The sequence below is a fragment of the Shewanella sp. 5S214 genome (assembly GCF_041439795.1).
GTDB lineage: Bacteria > Pseudomonadota > Gammaproteobacteria > Enterobacterales > Shewanellaceae > Shewanella > Shewanella vesiculosa.
This window is the reverse complement of record NZ_JBGOOV010000007.1, coordinates 130,831-147,712: the sequence shown is the minus strand read 5'-3', so window position 1 is coordinate 147,712 and position 16,882 is coordinate 130,831. Positions and strand designations below refer to the sequence as shown.

The 16,882-nt window shown below is 42.0% G+C and carries 14 protein-coding genes; 7 read left to right on the top strand and 7 right to left on the bottom strand.

Annotated elements, in window-relative coordinates; translation table 11 throughout:
• Positions 1-5: 5 nt before the first annotated feature.
• Both ACED29_RS06865 and ACED29_RS06860 read right to left on the bottom strand, forming a co-directional pair.
• Positions 6-2,315, bottom strand: coding sequence for a putative bifunctional diguanylate cyclase/phosphodiesterase (locus ACED29_RS06865; RefSeq protein ID WP_371697335.1), 2,310 nt, complete (start codon positions 2,313-2,315; stop codon positions 6-8).
• Positions 2,305-3,000, bottom strand: a complete 696-nt coding sequence (locus tag ACED29_RS06860; RefSeq protein ID WP_259396827.1) for a methylamine utilization protein — start codon at positions 2,998-3,000, stop codon at positions 2,305-2,307. Before ACED29_RS06860 ends, ACED29_RS06865 begins: the two co-directional genes overlap by 11 nt.
• 160 nt (positions 3,001-3,160) lie before the next feature.
• On the opposite strand from ACED29_RS06860, the gene ACED29_RS06855 reads away from it, so the two are divergent.
• From ACED29_RS06855 to ccoG, 3 genes are all read left to right on the top strand, one after another.
• On the top strand, positions 3,161-3,811 hold the full coding sequence (locus ACED29_RS06855; RefSeq protein ID WP_182756903.1) for a paraquat-inducible protein A: 651 nt from the start codon (positions 3,161-3,163) through the stop codon (positions 3,809-3,811).
• 204 nt (positions 3,812-4,015) lie between these two features.
• Positions 4,016-5,458, top strand: a complete 1,443-nt coding sequence (locus ACED29_RS06850) for a sigma-54-dependent Fis family transcriptional regulator (protein WP_182756901.1) — start codon at positions 4,016-4,018, stop codon at positions 5,456-5,458.
• Between the two features lie 172 nt (positions 5,459-5,630).
• Positions 5,631-7,094 (top strand): cytochrome c oxidase accessory protein CcoG, encoded by a 1,464-nt coding sequence (gene ccoG / locus ACED29_RS06845; protein ID WP_371697334.1) that lies wholly within the window; start codon positions 5,631-5,633, stop codon positions 7,092-7,094.
• Between the two features lie 148 nt (positions 7,095-7,242).
• On the opposite strand, the gene ACED29_RS06840 is transcribed toward ccoG, so the two are convergent.
• On the bottom strand, positions 7,243-7,755 hold the full coding sequence (locus ACED29_RS06840; protein ID WP_259395664.1) for a malate synthase: 513 nt from the start codon (positions 7,753-7,755) through the stop codon (positions 7,243-7,245).
• Between the two features lie 152 nt (positions 7,756-7,907).
• Between ACED29_RS06840 and ACED29_RS06835 the strand changes: the two genes are divergently transcribed.
• Positions 7,908-9,443, top strand: coding sequence for a DUF3612 domain-containing protein (locus tag ACED29_RS06835; RefSeq protein ID WP_124016721.1), 1,536 nt, complete (start codon positions 7,908-7,910; stop codon positions 9,441-9,443).
• A 63-nt stretch (positions 9,444-9,506) separates the two neighbouring features.
• On the opposite strand, the gene ACED29_RS06830 is transcribed toward ACED29_RS06835, so the two are convergent.
• The 4 genes from ACED29_RS06830 to ACED29_RS06815 are packed head-to-tail and all read right to left on the bottom strand — an operon-like array spanning position 9,507 to position 13,119.
• Complete coding sequence (locus ACED29_RS06830) at positions 9,507-10,847, bottom strand: sensor histidine kinase (RefSeq protein WP_371697333.1); 1,341 nt, start codon at positions 10,845-10,847, stop codon at positions 9,507-9,509.
• Positions 10,811-11,488: a response regulator transcription factor gene (locus ACED29_RS06825; RefSeq protein ID WP_371697332.1), complete on the bottom strand. Its 678-nt coding sequence runs from the start codon at positions 11,486-11,488 to the stop codon at positions 10,811-10,813. The genes ACED29_RS06830 and ACED29_RS06825 overlap by 37 nt, the downstream gene beginning before the upstream one ends.
• Before the next feature lie 43 nt (positions 11,489-11,531).
• Positions 11,532-12,290: a hypothetical protein gene (locus ACED29_RS06820; protein ID WP_124016724.1), complete on the bottom strand. Its 759-nt coding sequence runs from the start codon at positions 12,288-12,290 to the stop codon at positions 11,532-11,534.
• A gap of 25 nt (positions 12,291-12,315) precedes the next feature.
• On the bottom strand, positions 12,316-13,119 hold the full coding sequence (locus tag ACED29_RS06815; protein ID WP_371697331.1) for a hypothetical protein: 804 nt from the start codon (positions 13,117-13,119) through the stop codon (positions 12,316-12,318).
• 290 nt (positions 13,120-13,409) lie between these two features.
• Here ACED29_RS06815 and ACED29_RS06810 point away from each other — a divergent pair, with 290 nt between their 5' ends.
• The 3 genes from ACED29_RS06810 (at position 13,410) to ACED29_RS06800 (ending at position 16,854) form a co-directional block, all read left to right on the top strand.
• Complete coding sequence (locus tag ACED29_RS06810) at positions 13,410-14,930, top strand: flavocytochrome c (protein WP_371697330.1); 1,521 nt, start codon at positions 13,410-13,412, stop codon at positions 14,928-14,930.
• 28 nt (positions 14,931-14,958) lie between these two features.
• Complete coding sequence (locus ACED29_RS06805; RefSeq protein ID WP_124016726.1) at positions 14,959-15,312, top strand: cytochrome c3 family protein; 354 nt, start codon at positions 14,959-14,961, stop codon at positions 15,310-15,312.
• A gap of 297 nt (positions 15,313-15,609) precedes the next feature.
• Complete coding sequence (locus tag ACED29_RS06800) at positions 15,610-16,854, top strand: hypothetical protein (protein ID WP_182723181.1); 1,245 nt, start codon at positions 15,610-15,612, stop codon at positions 16,852-16,854.
• The last annotated feature ends 28 nt before the right edge of the window (positions 16,855-16,882 follow it).

Genomic DNA, 16,882 nt, shown 5'->3' with positions numbered 1-16,882 from the left:
CTTCATTAGAATGGAACATTAGATTGATTGAATTGTTGAAACCATACAATAAAATCATCCGCTTTTAATGGCTTAGAATACACATAGCCTTGAATTATATCACAATTAAGCTTGCGTAAAATATCGATTCCTTCTGCGGATTCTACGCCTTCAGCCACTACGGATAAGTTAAGTCCCTTAATTAACCTAATGCTAGTATCAACGATCATTAAATCAGTGGCATCGGTATGAATATCTTTAATAAAACTGCGATCAATCTTCACTTCATTGACCGGTAATAATTTCAAATAGGCTAATGAAGAGTGTCCTGTGCCAAAGTCGTCGATGGCAATCGATATACCGATATTGCGAAATTGCTGCAAAACCGCAATCACCGTTTGCGCATCTTTCATCACCGCACCTTCAGTGACCTCTATCGATAGGGCGGTAATGGGTAAATCATTGCTAATGAGTAATTGTTCAATGTCCAGTGGTAGCTGAGGATTGGTTAAGTCGTGGGCGGATAAATTTATCGCGACCGTAAGTGAAATACCTTGTTGCTGCCATTTGGCTAGCTGTTTTATGGTGGTATTGAGCACCCACTCGCTAATAATCGAGATATTACCTGAGTTTTCAGCTAAGCGAATAAATTCATCCGGTGGAATAAACCCTAATTCAGGATGCAGCCAACGGATCAGGGTTTCTGCTCCATGGCAATGATTCGTCTGAATATCAACTTTGGGCTGAAACACTAAATGCAGTTGCCCTTGACTTAGGGCTATCGGTAAATCGCGGATGATCATTAATTCACGCAGATAGCGCTCATCTTCGCCTTGTTGATAAGTGGCAATACTTAATGATTCCATGCGGGCTTGGTTTAAGGCAATTTCAGCATGGCGAATCAAGGTATCGATATCATTACTGTCATAGCCTCGGGATAAATCTACCATCCCTACGCGAACGTTGACTGTGATTTTTGATCCTTGAATGGCAAAGGGTTGAGTTAATAAGCGTAAATAATTATCAAGCTGTTGCTCATCAATACCAGGTTGGAATAACAATAAAAACGAGTCGCCATCTAAGCGCGATATTAACTGTGCTGTTGGAGATAAGCTTTCTAAGCGACTCGCAAACAATACCAACAGATCATCGGCATTGGCAAAGCCAATAATGTTATTCAAATGACGAAAGTTTTTGATGTCTATCATCACTAAGTTGCCATGCATTTTGCTTAGCAGCTGACTAAGGAGTTGTTTAGCTGCTACGCGGTTATACAAGCCTGTGAGGTTATCGTGCTGTGACTGGTACACTAAGTCATTTTTGCGTGACTCAATATTTTCACGCATTATCGATAGGGTGTTGGCTAATACTTGTAACTCTGCGGGAGCACCTTTAATTGGCGGAGGATTTTCGCCTTGGCCCACTTTGCGGGCAAAATTAACCAATCCATAAATAGGTTTGGTTAAGCCGCCAGCAAACCAGGCTGCAATCATAAAGGCCAGTAAACAGGTTATCGCAAATACAAGTAACATGTTATTGCGTAATGCATCGTAATTTTGCTGCCACTTAATATTTGATTGGTGTAATACCGCTAATTGATTATCGCTATTGTTGTCTAATGCAATGGTGGTAGATAAATAGCCCAGTGGTACGTCGTCGCTGACCACATCGATAGTTTGGTCTAATTGATCCATCTGCGCTAAAACATCTTGTTGCTGAGCGGGTGGCAGGGTGGAGACTATTTCAATTCTGTCAGCTGACTGGTTAATGAAACTAATATCGATCCCGGTAATGGTTTTTGCTTGGTCGGCGACGTTTTTATCCATCGCAAAGCCCATACCAACCCAAGCGATTAATGTAGGTGCTTTAACTGGCTGCAAAACAAATTGGTAGCTACTGTGATCATAATTAAAAATTTCGAACGTGGTTGAGCGATTTTTTGTTAATGCAAATAACTCATCAATATTCGCTTTAGTCAGACCTTGTAAACTTGATGACAGCAGGGTTCCCTGCGGAGAGAGTAAAATAGCGGCATCGGCATTAATCCGACGGCCGTGGTTTGCTAAAACGGATGATATTGTATCTTGCTCGCCGGTCGCGACCGCGCGCTTAAAGCCAAAGTCAGCACTTAATAATGACAAACTTTGGTTAAGCTGCTTGTTGCGATTTGACAACATTTCGACAAAAACGTTAGAGCCAATTTTAAGATTTTGAGTTTGTTGTTGGCGGAAATCTCGTTGAGTTGCGCTTAACACAAACAAGGCAGTAGTTAACTGCATTAAAGTTAATATGAGTAAAAATGCAATGATCAATCTGCTGCGAAAACTATTTGGCATGTTGTCCCATCATATGGCTGGCATGATCAGAAGCACCAAATCCGCTAGGTGGCGATGATGGTTTATTTTGGTGTTCTATATCGACACTAAGCGCTAATTGATTAGCGCCATCATTAAGGATAATCGAAGATGATGCTGGTGCAACAATTTGCCAAGGATGCCAAATCTTAACTTGATATTCTCCTGGCGGTACATCCGTTAATTGTATTTTCCCCGACGCATCACTTACCGAGAAATAAGGACTTTTAGCAACGTAAATAAAGGCTTGCATATAGTCATGAATATTACAGCCGATAGCGACTAGACCCGCTTTATCAAAGTTAATCGGATCTGCGGTCGTGCCTACGTATAATTTTAGCTCAAATTGTTTGGCTTCAGAAAATGAATAAACATGGTGTCGAGTACGATCTAAATTAGGAAAATCAACATTTGCCCCTTGTGGCACAGCTAATACAAAAGGGTAAAATACGCGATCTTGTTGACGCATTTCGTAATGGGCTGTAGCAGGCAGTGTTATTTCTGTTGTCGAAGTGGCTTCAAGTGGCGCAGTCGAGATAAGTTCTACCACGCTATCACTGAGCATATTACCTTGAGCATCGGTAACATCAACCGTTAAGGTTGCCGCAGTCACTGATGCTGAAATAATATAAGTTAACCAGAGTAAGCATGTCGTAAACCGGAACATTGGCATGTATTCGCCTCATTATTAGACAGTAGAGCGGGTTGCAACATAATGGCTAATCATATGAACAATATGACATCATAACCTAGCATACTCAAAATACATCATTATCACAGTAAAATACGACCATTTGTTTTGCTACAAATTATTAACCGAGGTGTTCATGAAAGTGTATTTATCGATTAGTTTAGTATTGATATCGTTAATATTACTCATTCCCGGTGTAACAGAGCCCATGTTAACGATGACAGGAACGATTGAAAAGTCACAGTTGCTTGATACGGGTAAAGACATGTTAACCCAAAAACTCACCGAAGATTCTCGTGCTAATACCCGTGGAATACTCGATGTTGCGGCCAGTCTGTTTGGCCTAGATACACTTGAGGGAGAGGTGGAGGTGTTTCGCAATAGTCGCAGTATCATTGATACCATAGTGGCGCTGTACCAGTCTCATAATCTAATCGTCGCCATGTTAGTGGGGTTATTTAGTATTGTGATCCCCGCAGTGAAGTTAATCACTATGCTGATATTACTGCTGCCAGTGCCCCAGCGAATCAAACAACAGCTTAACAGTATGATTGGCGCTATCGGCAAATGGTCTATGGCCGATGTTTTTGTGGTTGCTATTATCGTGACCTACATGGCAGGTAATGCTTCAGCCGGTATGGGCGATATGCTTAAGACTCAATCTCAGTTTGAAATCGGTTTCTATTATTTTCTAGGCTACTGTATTTTTTCAATCGCCAGCCAGATGATGATCGACATGACACAAACGCGAAAGTCACAGAGTACCTTTGTTAATATTGACGGCTGATGCTGCTAGGCTTTTGAGCTGACGACAATAATATTTTTTTTTAAAATAAAAAGAGCTTAAATCAGTTTCTTATTATCTTGATGAGTCGTGAATAACACGAAAATAAGTCATTATTGTTTTGGATATTCAAAGTCGTGATATTTCGCGACTTATGTTTTTCAATGGTTATAATGAGCATATGCATTGGTAACCTTAAGATTGACTATGACTGACTCTACAACCACTGACTATATTGGCTCTGATCATTTTCTACCCGAAAATACTCTATTGCTTAATGCCATGACAGAGGGCGTATATGGTTTTGATTTAGCCGGTAATGCAGTGTTTATCAACCCCGCGGCAGAACAAATGACCGGCTGGAAAAGTGCCGAATTAATTGGCAGAAATATTCATGACTGTCATCATCATAGTCATGCAGATGGCAGTCATTATCCTCAGCATGATTGCCCCATTTATCGCACCTTACATGATGCTATCCCTCGGCAAGTGACCGACGATGTATTTTGGCGTAAAGATGGCAGCAGCTTTCCAGTGTATTACAGTTCCACCCCAGTATATGATCAGCAACAACTCGTCGGTGTTATCGCGATATTTCGTGATGTAAGCATGCAAAAACATACCGAGCAATCATTGAGACAAGCATTGGCACAAGTGCAGGCTTTGTCAGAACGGTTAGCATCAGAAAATCAATACTTACTCACTGAGCTTCAAGGTCAGCAAGGCGCCTCAGGAATATCGGGTAACAGCCAACCTATCAATCAACTCATTCAACAGATCCACTTAGTCGCAAATACCGACAGTACGGTATTAATTTGTGGTGAAAACGGCACCGGCAAAGAGTTAGTTGCGCGTAACTTACATAGGCTAAGTCATCGTAAAGACCAGCCTATGGTAAGTGTTAACTGCGCTGCATTTTCGACGGCCTTGTTAGAAAGTGAGCTGTTTGGGCATGAAAAAGGTGCATTTACTGGCGCCACAGCGCGTCGCAAAGGCCGATTTGAATTAGCCAATAATGGCACCTTATTTTTAGATGAAATTGCCGAGCTAAGTTTATCGGCACAATCTAAATTGTTACGGGTAATTCAAGAGCAAAGCTTCGAGCGTGTTGGCAGTAGTGAAACCATTAAGGTTAATATTCGCTTAGTTGCTGCCACCCATCACGATTTAGCCGCACGAGTAGAACAGGGCTTGTTTCGCATGGACTTGTATTACCGCCTGAACGTATTTCCAATTACCGTGCCTCCTTTACGAGAGCGCCGTGAAGATATTCCACAATTGGTCAGTGATTTAGTCACATCACTGAGTAAAAAGCTTGGAAAAAAAATCACTAAAGTGAGTGCTAAAGGGCTGAAGAACTTACAGCAATATGCTTGGCCAGGTAACGTACGTGAGTTACAAAACCTGATTGAGCGAGAAATGATTTTATCGCAAAGTGGCCATTTACTGTTTAATACTTTGCCCGCAGTGGTTGCCCCTCCATTGGCAGCTAGCACGTTAACCATGGCCCAAGCCGAAGCCGCGCATATTATTACGGTATTAAATGCTAGCCATTGGCGTATTTCTGGCCCGTTTGGTGCTGCTGCAATGCTAGATATGCCGGCGAGTACCTTGCGATCTCGGATGAAAAAGTTAGCCATTACGCGCTAATTTTTATTACTCACTTTATTAAGTCACGATATATCGCGTAAAAGATGATATATCGTGATTTTTATTTATGGAGTTTTTATTTTAGTTGTTTAAAATCATAATATTAAGATAATTATTGAGTTGGCTTAGTCTTTGCTATAACAGGGCAATATTGTGTTATAGGAATATCTTCATGCCTAAATTATCATCTCAAACTCCGGCAGTGATTATGTCAGTCGATAACGCTGCCGTTTCACAACGGATCCCAGTGGTGCAAATTGCTACGCCGTCGACAAAAATTCATGTTCGAGAACAGAAGGGCGTTTTTCAACGACTGCGTCAGCACAGTAATACTTTACTGATTGCGATTTTTTTCCTGATCCCATTTATCAATTACCAAGGCCGGCAAGCCATTCTGTTTGATGTAACCGAACAGCAATTCTTTTTCTTCAATATCACCTTGTGGCCACAAGACTTTACCGTATTAGCATGGTTTTTTATGGCTGCTGCTTTTGGGCTGTTTTTTGTTACGGTTTACTGGGGGCGGGTGTGGTGTGGTTTTTTGTGTCCACAAACTGCGTGGACCTTTATTTACATGTGGGTTGAAGCCAAAGTAGAGGGCATTCATCATCATCGGGCGGCGTTAGATAAAGCCCCATGGTCATTGAGTAAAGTGCGTAAACGAGTGATTAAGCATGCGGTGTGGATAGTGTTTGCCTTGCTGACCGGCTGCGGATTTATTGGTTACTTTATGCCTGCTCGCGAGTTGTATGTTGATATTTTTAGCGCAAACAGTGGCTTTTGGACTGGTACATGGGTGTGGTTTTTTGCCATCTGCACTTATTTAAATGCCGGCTGGATGCGTGAAATGATGTGTTTGCATTGCTGTCCTTACTCACGTTTTCAAGCGGTGATGTTTGACGCCAATACTAAAACGGTTAGCTATGATGCTGCTAGAGGTGAGTCTCGTGGGCCACGTAAACGTTCACAAAAAACGGAGCTAGGTGACTGTGTAGACTGTAATTTGTGTGTTGATGTTTGCCCAACTGGGATTGATATTCGTAACGGCTTACAATACGAATGCATTAACTGTGGTGCCTGTGTTGATGCATGTAATCAGACCATGGAAAAATTTGGTTATGCCGCTAATTTAATCAGCTTTACCAGCGAGAATGCCTTAACAGGACAAGCAAAAGCCAGTTTGTGGTCACTAAAATCTCTCGGTTATGCCAGTGCACTATTGATTATGATTATTCTGATCATTAGCGATTTAAGCCACTTAAGCCATATACAGCTTAATGTGATCCGCGATCGCCAAACCTTGTATCGTCAAGTGGGCGTCGACCAAGTTGAAAACAGCTATCAGCTCAAAATTCGCAATAAAACGCAACAAATGGCTTTTTATCAAATCAGTATCCACAGTGACGATGCTCAAGAGCAAGTATTGCAAATCGTTACCGACAGCTTGATTGCGATAAAACCTGCAGAACAACTGGATTATCCGTTGACCCTCATTGGTCGCTTAAGTAACCGAGCGAGTGAGAGTACGCAACAAACAGTGCAATTTAGGGTCACCCAAATTCAAAGCTTGGAAAATCCAACGCCAACGGAACCAGCGAACCAGACCTCGCAAACATCACGGTTCTTTTGGCCATAATCTCTGTATCTCAGTATGACGACATAAAGACGTGCTGACCTTACTCGATGCAACACAGCAACATGGTTAAGTAACAAAAAGGCTTGTCGCATTATTAATGGGACAAGCCTTTTTTGCTAAATGGTCGTAGTGTTATCGCGCTAACGTATTAACGCTGATGCAGTGCGTAGTCGCTGCCGTCTTTAGCGGTAAACACTTTACAGTTGCCTTCAGTTGGCTGACAGCCTGTGTGGATTAAGCTAATCCATTGCTTGTATGGCGTCGGCAAATTCTTAATTGGAATAGCAACCTGAATGTCTTCAATATTAGCTTGGTCTGTGGTGCCCATTTGTCCTTGGCGGTCGAAGCTAATCTCAACATGGGTATCATTATTCTTTAATACCACTGAAGTCGGTTCACTTTTATGACCCGTCAATGCCACAAATTGACATGGATTTTGTAAACCACACTGAGAACCATCTTTCAAAAATGCTAATAAGTGGGTGTAGTAAACAACATAGCTGCTGACATCTTGGTGTGAGCCTTCGGCTAATGGAAATTGTGCATCCAAAAAGTCTTTTGCATTTGTGCTGCGATCCTGTGGATTGGTCGTTGCCACAAATTGCTCACCAATGAAGCGGTTAAGGTTTTGGGTGGCTGTTGCGCTTGCTTGAGTAGACATATTCATCGCCTTATTCCTCTTCGTGTTGTTGTCGGTCAGAAACCTTTGTCATTATTGTTTATCATTAAGCTCTGTTAGCAGCTTGATTTTTAGTCTATGCTATTTTTACAAACAATTTCACAATAAAAATTTTACAGTGTGAATTATACAAAATGAGAAATGAAAAAAGCCTAATGCGAAAGACCCATTTTTTGGGCACAAAGATAAGAAACTTGCGTAAACGCAACAACTTAACCATGGAAGACTTGTCAGCTCGTTGTGTACGTGTTGATTCAGGTAATTCGCCATCTGTGTCATATTTGTCGATGATCGAACGCGGAAAGCGTGTTCCGAGTGCAGATATGTTGGCGGTAATTGCGGTTGTTTTTCAAAAAGAAGTGGAATGGTTTCTTGATGATGTGCCAGAAGATGAAGCCATTACGCCGGAAAAAGGCAACAAAGGTGGCATTAGTGGTATGCCGCTGGAGCCGAGTTTTTTGTTTTCTAATGACATTCTGCAAATTGCTATTCCTGAAATGTTGTCGCAAACCGGCACCAGTGGCCGCCAGTTTGCTCATTTACTCATCCGCGCGCATCAAGAGCATCATCAAAATCATTTTCCTGATTTAGAGCGCGCCGCCGAAGAGGTCGGCTTAAAACGCATGCCGCTTGCCACTGAAGATATTATCGATATCGCCAAAGGCATGGGCTTAAAAATTAAATGGATCGACCGGGTTCCACAAGAAGTGATCAACGAAATGGGTGTCAGTGCTAAGCAGTTAGTGACTTCATTTTTTGAGCCGCCGGGGACTATTTACATTAGTAATATGTTGAAAAATAGACCCAGTAGATTGCGCTATGATTTGGCCGTGCACATAGGTCATTGTGTATTACACAATAAAGATGGCTTAAAGAGTGTGATGATGTCGGGTCGCCGTGATGACTTTGATGATGCTCTTGTCCCTCAATCCAATACATTGAATGCACAAGATATTTTACATGCATGGCGCGATTTTGAATCAAGCTTCTTTGCCGGTGCTTTGTTGTGTCCAAAAGTGCCGTATCGACAGTTACTGGATCGTCATGGCTATGAGATTAGTGTGCATAAGCAATTGCAGGTGTCAGCTTCAGTGGCTATGCGCCGCATGACAGTGGTATCACCTTATCCTCATTGGCATTATTTTGATGCCTATGCGCCGGGTAAGTTAAAAGCTGTGTATCGCGGTAATGGTATTCCTTTGCCTTGGGGCAACATGCGCCTAGTGGAAGATCCTTGTCAGCATTGGGCTGTATTTAGGATGCTTAACGAGCAAGTCGAGGGTACCTCTGCACAAATATCGATTTTAAATGTTGGTAATGAACCACGTATTTATTGCTGTGAATCGATTAAAGTGGACGACTCGGCGGGCAATGCACATGTGTTATGTGCTGGAATAGATTTAAATCCGGCGATTGAAGCGCAAGGCAAAGACGCTCAGTCGATTGCTCATGATTTGAAACAGGCTTGTGCTACGGGCGGCGGCTCTATCGTTATTCCTAAACACATCCAAAAAGATCTCACCAGTGTGGCAAAAATTCTGAACATTAATTGGATTGAACGTGGGATTAAAAAAGATGCCCAGTTAATTTGTTCGCGTGGTGCCGTGTGTCCGCGTCAGCCAAGTTGTTATGCCGCCGGGCGTAATTTATGTGAAGAAAACCAAGGTTAAGTGGTCCTTTATGTATGCCGCATCAACATAAGTTGATGCGGCTTCAAGCAACATCTGATGTACCTAAAGGGGAAACTGTACCGTCACGCAAAGCCCGCAGTTGTTTACAGGATCTGCTGGGGTTAAGCTAATTTTTGCATCCATCTGCTGCACAATACTCGCCACAATCGCTAAGCCTAAACCTGAGCCATATTCATTACTGCCTAATATGCGATAAAAAGGTTCAAACACTTTTTGAACTTCAGTATTTGCGATACCTGGGCCTGTATCTTTGATGGTCATCTCTATGCCTTGCTCGGTTTCAATAATACTCAAATCAACTCTACCGCCACTAGGTGTATAGCGGATAGCATTGTCGATCAGGTTGTGAATTAAGGTTTTTAAACGGACAGGGTTGGCGTTGAGCTGGGCGTCGCTATCTTGGCTAAAGCCCAAATCAATCTCTTTTGCTTCCACAAGTGGGTATAGCTCTTCAATCACCTCAGTGAATACTGTTTTTAGTGAGGTTCGTTGATGTTGTTGGATGCTGTTGTCTTGTTGACGCGCCATCGATAATAGTTGTTCTAGCAGATGAATACTGCGACTGATCCCAGCTTGTAATGCATTTAGTTTCTGACGCGCATCGTCGGTTAACTCTGTCTGCTGAAGACGTTGAGCCTGTAACGACAGCGCCGTGATAGGCGATCGGAGTTCATGGGCGGCATCGGCAATAAAGCGCTTTTGGCTAGTAATAACCTGGCTGTTTTTGCTGAGTAAGCGATTAATCGCCTCAACAAAGGGCACAATTTCACTCGGCAATTGAGTGGTGGGAATTAACTGTAAATCGTGCTCAGTTTGGCGGTCTACATCGTGGGCTAAAATGCTAATTGGACTCAGAATTTTACCTAGAATATAGCCGAGTAATAATAATAAAATCGGAATTAATACTAACAATGGCATTAGGGTATGTAGTGCGGTTTCAAAGGCGATGTTGTCACGAATGGCAGTCTCTTGAGCGACAGCTATTCGCTGCGAGGATGATAAGGTGCGCACAAATACTCGCCATGACTGTGTGGCTAAATTAACCGTGTGAAATCCATCAGTTAAATTGCTCGGCAAGGCTAGGATATTTTTCGCTATAGGATTGCTTGCTGGATTGTCACCCAATAACTGCACCGAAACTTGAAACTCCAACTGATCTTGGCTTAACGGGGTTAGTGTGCTGTCGTTTGGGGTCAGCGAGTAACGGTCAAATAGCACAGCCATTTGTTGCAATACATCATCTTGTAGCTCATGGGCTTCTTCAAAAGCACTGCTAAAAGTAAAGCTGGCAGCAATGATCGCAACAGACAAAATTGCAGCTGAAATCCAATAAGATAATCGCGTTTTTAACGAGTTACGGGGGCATTTTTTGACACCATCCATCCTACACCTCTGACATTTTTAATGGTTTCTGTACCCAGTTTTTTACGCAAACAATGGATTAAAAACTCTACCGCATTGCTTTCTACTTCTTCACCCCAGGCATAAATACGTTCTTCTAAATCACTTTTTGAATGAATTGAACCGGGTCGGATAAGCAATGTTTGCAGTAAGGCGAACTCACGGTTAGACAGTAAGATATTATCTTGAGTGAGGGTTTTGGCTTCATGTGTGGCAGGGTTTAGCCATACAATATTATTGGTTAATTCAGGCGTATGCTGGTTGGCATTGCGCCTTGCTACCGCACGAATGCGAGCCTGTAGTTCGCTCATATCAAAGGGCTTAATGACATAATCATCGGCACCTAAATCGAGCCCTTTGACTCTGTCTTCTAAGCTGTCTCTGGCGGTAATAATGATCACCGCCAGAGCGGGGTGCTGAGCTCGAATATATTGCATCACTTGCAAGCCATCCAGCTTAGGTAAGCCAAGGTCGAGCAACACCACATCATATTGCTGGCAACGTAAACTGTGCAGTGCCGTTTCGCCATCGCATATCCAATCAACCGCATAGGCGACATCTTTTAAGGCACTTTGCATGGCATCACCAATCATTTTATCGTCTTCTACTAATAAAATACGCATAGCACCTCAATTGAACACAATGACACAAAGTGAAAAGTCTTAATTAATGATTCTTTGTTGCAGCTTGCTGCTTAAATAGCATCAAACACAACACCATACCAAAGAGTAGTGCCGCCGATGCAGTAAAGCGACTAAATTCTAATCCACCATGGCTAATGGGTTTATCTAAAAAGTCACCGACTACAGCACCTAAAGGTCTGGTTAAAATAAAGCTAAGCCAAAACAACAGTGTGCGAGATATTGGGCTCCAAAGATAGGCGGCTAATAATACTAATAGCATACTACCAAAGATAAGCGCGCTGGCATCGTAACCTAAACCCGCGCTATCCACAGTCCAGTCGCCTAAAGCTGTACCTAGGGTTTGTGACAGTAAAATCGTAACCCAATAAAAGCATTCGGTTTTGGTATTGTTTATCGATTGATTAGACAGGCTACCGGCACTGACGTACCAAATTGAAAATGACATGCACAACAGGCTCACCAGTAACAATGTGCCCCCGGTATAGCCTATGCCTAATGAGCGGTCGGCAAAGTCTGCCATGGTAGTGCCTGCAGTAGTTGTGGCGATAATGGTGGCCCAATAAATACTCGAAGAATAATGTTTACTGCGAATTTGTATTGCTACCGCTATCGCGAATAAACCGATAAAAATAACTGAGCTCACTAAATAGCCGAGGTTAAGCGACATCGATAAAGCATCACCTGCCGTTTCGCCTAAGGTGGTCGCCAGTATTTTAACCAGCCAAAATATTAAGGTGACTTGTGGCACTTTAGCCCGCGCCTGCTGTTGTAGTGTTTCCATATCGATACTCACTTATGTTGATACATTATTGGCTTTTTTGCTGTTTGGCGCGCACTGAAAGGTAAGCTACAAGTGCAACAATAATCGCTAAAAAAACAATACTGGTGCTGGTGGTGCCAAACCCAAAGCCACCTTTACGAACCGGTTGTGATAATAAATCACCGATAGAGGCACCCAGCGGGCGGGTTAAGATATATGCCAACCAAAAGCACAATACTGCATTGGCTTTGAAGCGATAAAAAGCCACGCTAATGACGGTGATTAAACCACCAAATATCAAAGCCGAAAGGCCGTAGCCAACATTCATGTCTTCAGATACCCAATCACCGACTGCAGTGCCTAAAGCAAAGGTAATGAGAATGGCCAGCCAATAAAATAATTCACGCTTAAGAGTGACAATGGAATGAATCGATAAAGTGCGTTCTTTGCTAAACCAGTATGCAAATGTTGCCGCTAATAATAGGCTAAACACCGTAGTCGATACTGGCAAAGGCACATCAAGTTTGTCTGTGAGAATGTCGGTGACTAAGGTGCCAAAAATACTGATAAGTACCACTACACCCCAATAAGCATATGGGCGATAGCGAGTTTGCTTAAGCTGCACCAATAAGGCGACAAGTAATAATATCCCCATGATGATGCTGGTATTAATCATGCCTACATGAAGATGGAAGCTAAGATAATCTGCTGCGGTTTCTCCTACCGTGGTCGACATCATTTTTATTACCCAAAAGATCAGCGTGATTTCGGGCACTTTATTAAGCCAAGTATTTGGTGATAGGTCATTCGGCATTGTGTGAATAGATGATGCTTTGGTTAAAGGTTTCATAAGGACTCCTCATCCAACAGTGAAACTGATTTAGCACTATCTTGCCGCGCAATACTTAGGCCAAACATAGGGCGGTGATGTCAACCATAAATATGTTAGCCAGATGAGTTCAGCGTTTGGACTGCATTCCAATATCTCTGCTTGGTAACAGATCCCGCTAAAAATTCTACTCATAATTGATAAGTCGATATTTGTTGTTATTTTCACCAAACATTAACAATAGTTCCCGTTTTGGAATTGATTCCATCGATATGATGAAGCGTCAATAATATAAAAAGGGGTGATAACCTATGAGCAATATCGATCTATTAGGGCGCCGTAAGTTTATTGCAGGTCTAGGCATTGCTGCTGGTGCAGCGATGGTAGCACCAGCAATGGCTGTGTCTGAAAAGGCAGAAGGGGTTAAATGGGACAAAGAAGTTGAAATCGTCATTATTGGTTCTGGTTTTGCGGGGTTAGCTGCCGCAATCGAAGCCACCAAACATGGTGCAACAGACGTCCATATATTTGAAAAAATGTCCTATTTTGGCGGTAACTCGGCAATTAACGGTGGGCTTTTCGCCGCACCAGGCACGCAGATGCAAAAGAAAGAAGGCGTTGAAGACTCAGTAGACAAAATGGTTAATGACCAATTATTGTCTGGCCGTGGCATTGCCGATGAAGGGTTATTACGCCATGTCGCATCTCATGCGGTTGAAGCGTTACAAATGACCTTAGATGCGGGTTCTGAATACCATCCTTACTTACAACAACTAGGCGGTCACTCGGTTGCACGTACTTACCAAACCTCAGTAAGTTGTGGTGCTGGTATTACTCAGCCATTGTACAAAGAGTGCAAACGTATTGGTGTAAACACCCACAATCGTTCAAAATTTGAAGGATTCCTCGTCGGTAATAAAGGCGAAGTTGTTGGTGTTAAAATGCGTCAAAACTATCACTTTGGCGAAGACCAGCCTGGTAAGGTTCTCAATATTCGCGCCAAACGTGGTGTGATTATGGCTACTGGTGGCTTTGCGCAAAACGTTGATTTACGGATGGCGCAAGATCCAACCTTAACTGCAGATGTGGGTTGTACCAACGCACCAGGTGCAACAGGCGAGGGCATGTTCGAAATGTTCCGTTTAGGGGCTATCCCTGTGCATTTAGCTCACATTCAATCTGGTCCTTGGGCTTCACCTGATGAAGGTGGCTTTGGTTATGTGTCTAACTATTCAATTTTCAATTTACCTCACTCAATTGCCGTTAGCCGGACAACCGGTAAGCGTTTCATGAATGAGATTGCCGATCGCAAAACACGTGCTGATGCTGAATTAAGTAACCGTGATGAAAAAGGCAATCCTGTACCACCACTGTTGATTTCAAGCTTTAAAGATTCTAAAGCACATCCAAATACCGAAAAAGTGATTAAGTACAATGTCGGCTGGAAGTTTGATTCAGTTGAAGAGTTGGCAACACACTTTGGTGTGCCTTTAGCGGGCTTAACAGCACAAATCGCTGAATACAATGGCTATGTAAAAACGGGTAAAGATAAGCAATTTGGTAAAGATATGACCTTGGCGAAAAATAAAATGATCGAAGCGCCATTTACTGTCGTTCGCTTGTGGCCAAAAGTGCATTACTGCCAAGGCGGTGTAAAAGTAAACACCAAAGCCGAAGTAACAGATAGTTTTACTGGTAAGTCTATTACTGGCCTTTATGCCGCTGGTGAAGTGTGTGGTGGTATTCATGGTGTTAGTCGTCTGGGGAGTTGTTCTATTCCAGAATGTATGGTGATGGGTATGACTGCAGCTAGAAGTCTCATGAAAGTTTAATTAGACCAGTGAACAAGAGGAATCATTAATGAAAAACTTTAATATTATACTTGGGCTGGTACTACTTGGATTAACCAGTTTATCAGTACAGTCAGCAGAGATCCGTGACTATCATAAAGAGGTTATCGGTAAAGACTGTAAAACCTGTCATGACAATGGCATCAAGCAGTTTCCATCTGATCAATCCTGTTTGCAGTGTCATGATGTTGATGACTTAGCAAAGAAAACCGCCCGAAGTGAAGAAGACAAGTGGCAGAACCCACACAATAACCTTCACTATGGCAAAGATGTACCTTGCCAAGAGTGTCATGGCGAACATACACCTAAAAAACCATTATGCAGTAACTGTCATACGTTTAAGTTTGATAAGCATAAAGGCTAAACTAATTTAAATTTATATTAGTTCAATAAGCCACATATTAAGTATTTAATGTGTGGCTTTTATGTTTTTATAATTAGTATTCTATTAATTTTTATATATTTAGCGTTTTATTAATTTAGACTTTTAATAATTAGGTTTTGTTTAACGAGTTTGTGTTGTTAATGACTTAAGTTAATGTGTGGCATTAACTTTGGTTTTGGTAAATATATTTGTTGTAAATAGGTTGAATGTAAGTTTTTGGAATTAATTCCATAGTTAATATCTTGCTGACGTTAATAATAAAGCAAGAGAGATGTGATGAAGTATAATACGCTATTAATCATGATGATGTTGTCTAGCTCAGCTATGGCAGGTGAGTTACCTAGCTTTTTAGATTCTAATGATATTAACAATGCAGAGTTTGCCTGTTTAGGAGAGGAACCTCAGTACGATAAAAATGATCAAAAATATGTCGATATTTTATGGAATGAAACCCTGCAATACTTACAATCTTACGCGGTAGCATTAACCAATAGTGAAAACGGCCCTTGCTTAAATTCAGATCAAGCAATGTACGATTCTACTGAAGGTGGTAAGAATATGTGCATTATGGATCGCACAGACATGAAGCTATTAGTTAAAAACATTTATCAAGTTATCAATAATCCAGACAAAGCTAAAAAGTGTTTTGGTGCACGCCAAGACGTCGATTGGATATACAGCCCTGGTGGCCAATTAGCCCAAAACTCCCCCGTAGCGAAATGGCTTAAACGCACAACATTTGAGACCTTTTTTGATACTAAAGTGACTAATAAAGAAGTCCGTAAACTTGGTAAACAGTTTACTAAAAACTTTACCAAAATGGTGACGGGTGATGAAGTGAAGATGCCCTCAGCGTTCCCAACAGATATTAGTGCCAATGCATTACCTAACTTATGGGCTGCTGCAGGTTGGTACCCAATGTATGCCGAAGAAAGTAAGCGTAATGATAAAAACTTCAACAACATACGTGGTGGTTATGCCTATGCCGAAATTTTTGGTCACTGGGGACTATTACGCATAGACGAAATTAACGGAGAAAAGGTTGGTGCAGAAGTCGGTATGACAGTGCAATCAGTTGACACTTTATACCCATATCATAACCATGCAATATCTGAAATTTATTACAATATGCGAGTGCCTGCGTGTGCGAATGAATTTAAGAGTTTTGCAGTGCGCGAAGATTCACCGTTAATTAACACTGTTAAAGAAGACGACAAAGTCAGACAAGTTCAGTTTGATGCAGGCCAACACAATGGGCAGACCATGTGGCTGTCAGGCAGTGCTGTTATCGATCCACTCATGTATTTTCATCAAAACACTATTCATGCCTTTGAAGTCGATGGCAGCTGTGAAGCTAAACCACAAGAGCGCGCAATCGTATCTGTTTGGGCAAGAAGCAATGCAAACGACAAGCGTAATGATTATGGCACCACATTGCTTTGTGAGTCAGCTAATAAACCCGGTACACCCGCTCATAAAGATGAAGTTATTCAATGTGACTTAACAAAAATTAAATGGTAACTGCCAAATTATTAATTATCGAATTAGG

What these genes read in the sequence shown, in the direction of transcription:
- ACED29_RS06810 (WP_371697330.1), top strand. Translation starts at nt 13,410, where the DNA reads ATGAGCAATATCGATCTATTAGGGCGCCGTAAGTTTATTGCAGGTCTA.
- ACED29_RS06835 (WP_124016721.1), top strand. Translation starts at nt 7,908, where the DNA reads ATGAGAAATGAAAAAAGCCTAATGCGAAAGACCCATTTTTTGGGCACA.
- ccoG (WP_371697334.1), top strand. Translation starts at nt 5,631, where the DNA reads ATGCCTAAATTATCATCTCAAACTCCGGCAGTGATTATGTCAGTCGAT.
- ACED29_RS06860 (WP_259396827.1), bottom strand. Translation starts at nt 3,000, where the DNA reads ATGTTCCGGTTTACGACATGCTTACTCTGGTTAACTTATATTATTTCA.
- ACED29_RS06840 (WP_259395664.1), bottom strand. Translation starts at nt 7,755, where the DNA reads ATGTCTACTCAAGCAAGCGCAACAGCCACCCAAAACCTTAACCGCTTC.
- ACED29_RS06820 (WP_124016724.1), bottom strand. Translation starts at nt 12,290, where the DNA reads ATGGAAACACTACAACAGCAGGCGCGGGCTAAAGTGCCACAAGTCACC.
- ACED29_RS06805 (WP_124016726.1), top strand. Translation starts at nt 14,959, where the DNA reads ATGAAAAACTTTAATATTATACTTGGGCTGGTACTACTTGGATTAACC.
- ACED29_RS06815 (WP_371697331.1), bottom strand. Translation starts at nt 13,119, where the DNA reads ATGAAACCTTTAACCAAAGCATCATCTATTCACACAATGCCGAATGAC.
- ACED29_RS06865 (WP_371697335.1), bottom strand. Translation starts at nt 2,315, where the DNA reads ATGCCAAATAGTTTTCGCAGCAGATTGATCATTGCATTTTTACTCATA.
- ACED29_RS06855 (WP_182756903.1), top strand. Translation starts at nt 3,161, where the DNA reads ATGAAAGTGTATTTATCGATTAGTTTAGTATTGATATCGTTAATATTA.
- ACED29_RS06800 (WP_182723181.1), top strand. Translation starts at nt 15,610, where the DNA reads ATGAAGTATAATACGCTATTAATCATGATGATGTTGTCTAGCTCAGCT.
- ACED29_RS06830 (WP_371697333.1), bottom strand. Translation starts at nt 10,847, where the DNA reads ATGGATGGTGTCAAAAAATGCCCCCGTAACTCGTTAAAAACGCGATTA.
- ACED29_RS06825 (WP_371697332.1), bottom strand. Translation starts at nt 11,488, where the DNA reads ATGCGTATTTTATTAGTAGAAGACGATAAAATGATTGGTGATGCCATG.
- ACED29_RS06850 (WP_182756901.1), top strand. Translation starts at nt 4,016, where the DNA reads ATGACTGACTCTACAACCACTGACTATATTGGCTCTGATCATTTTCTA.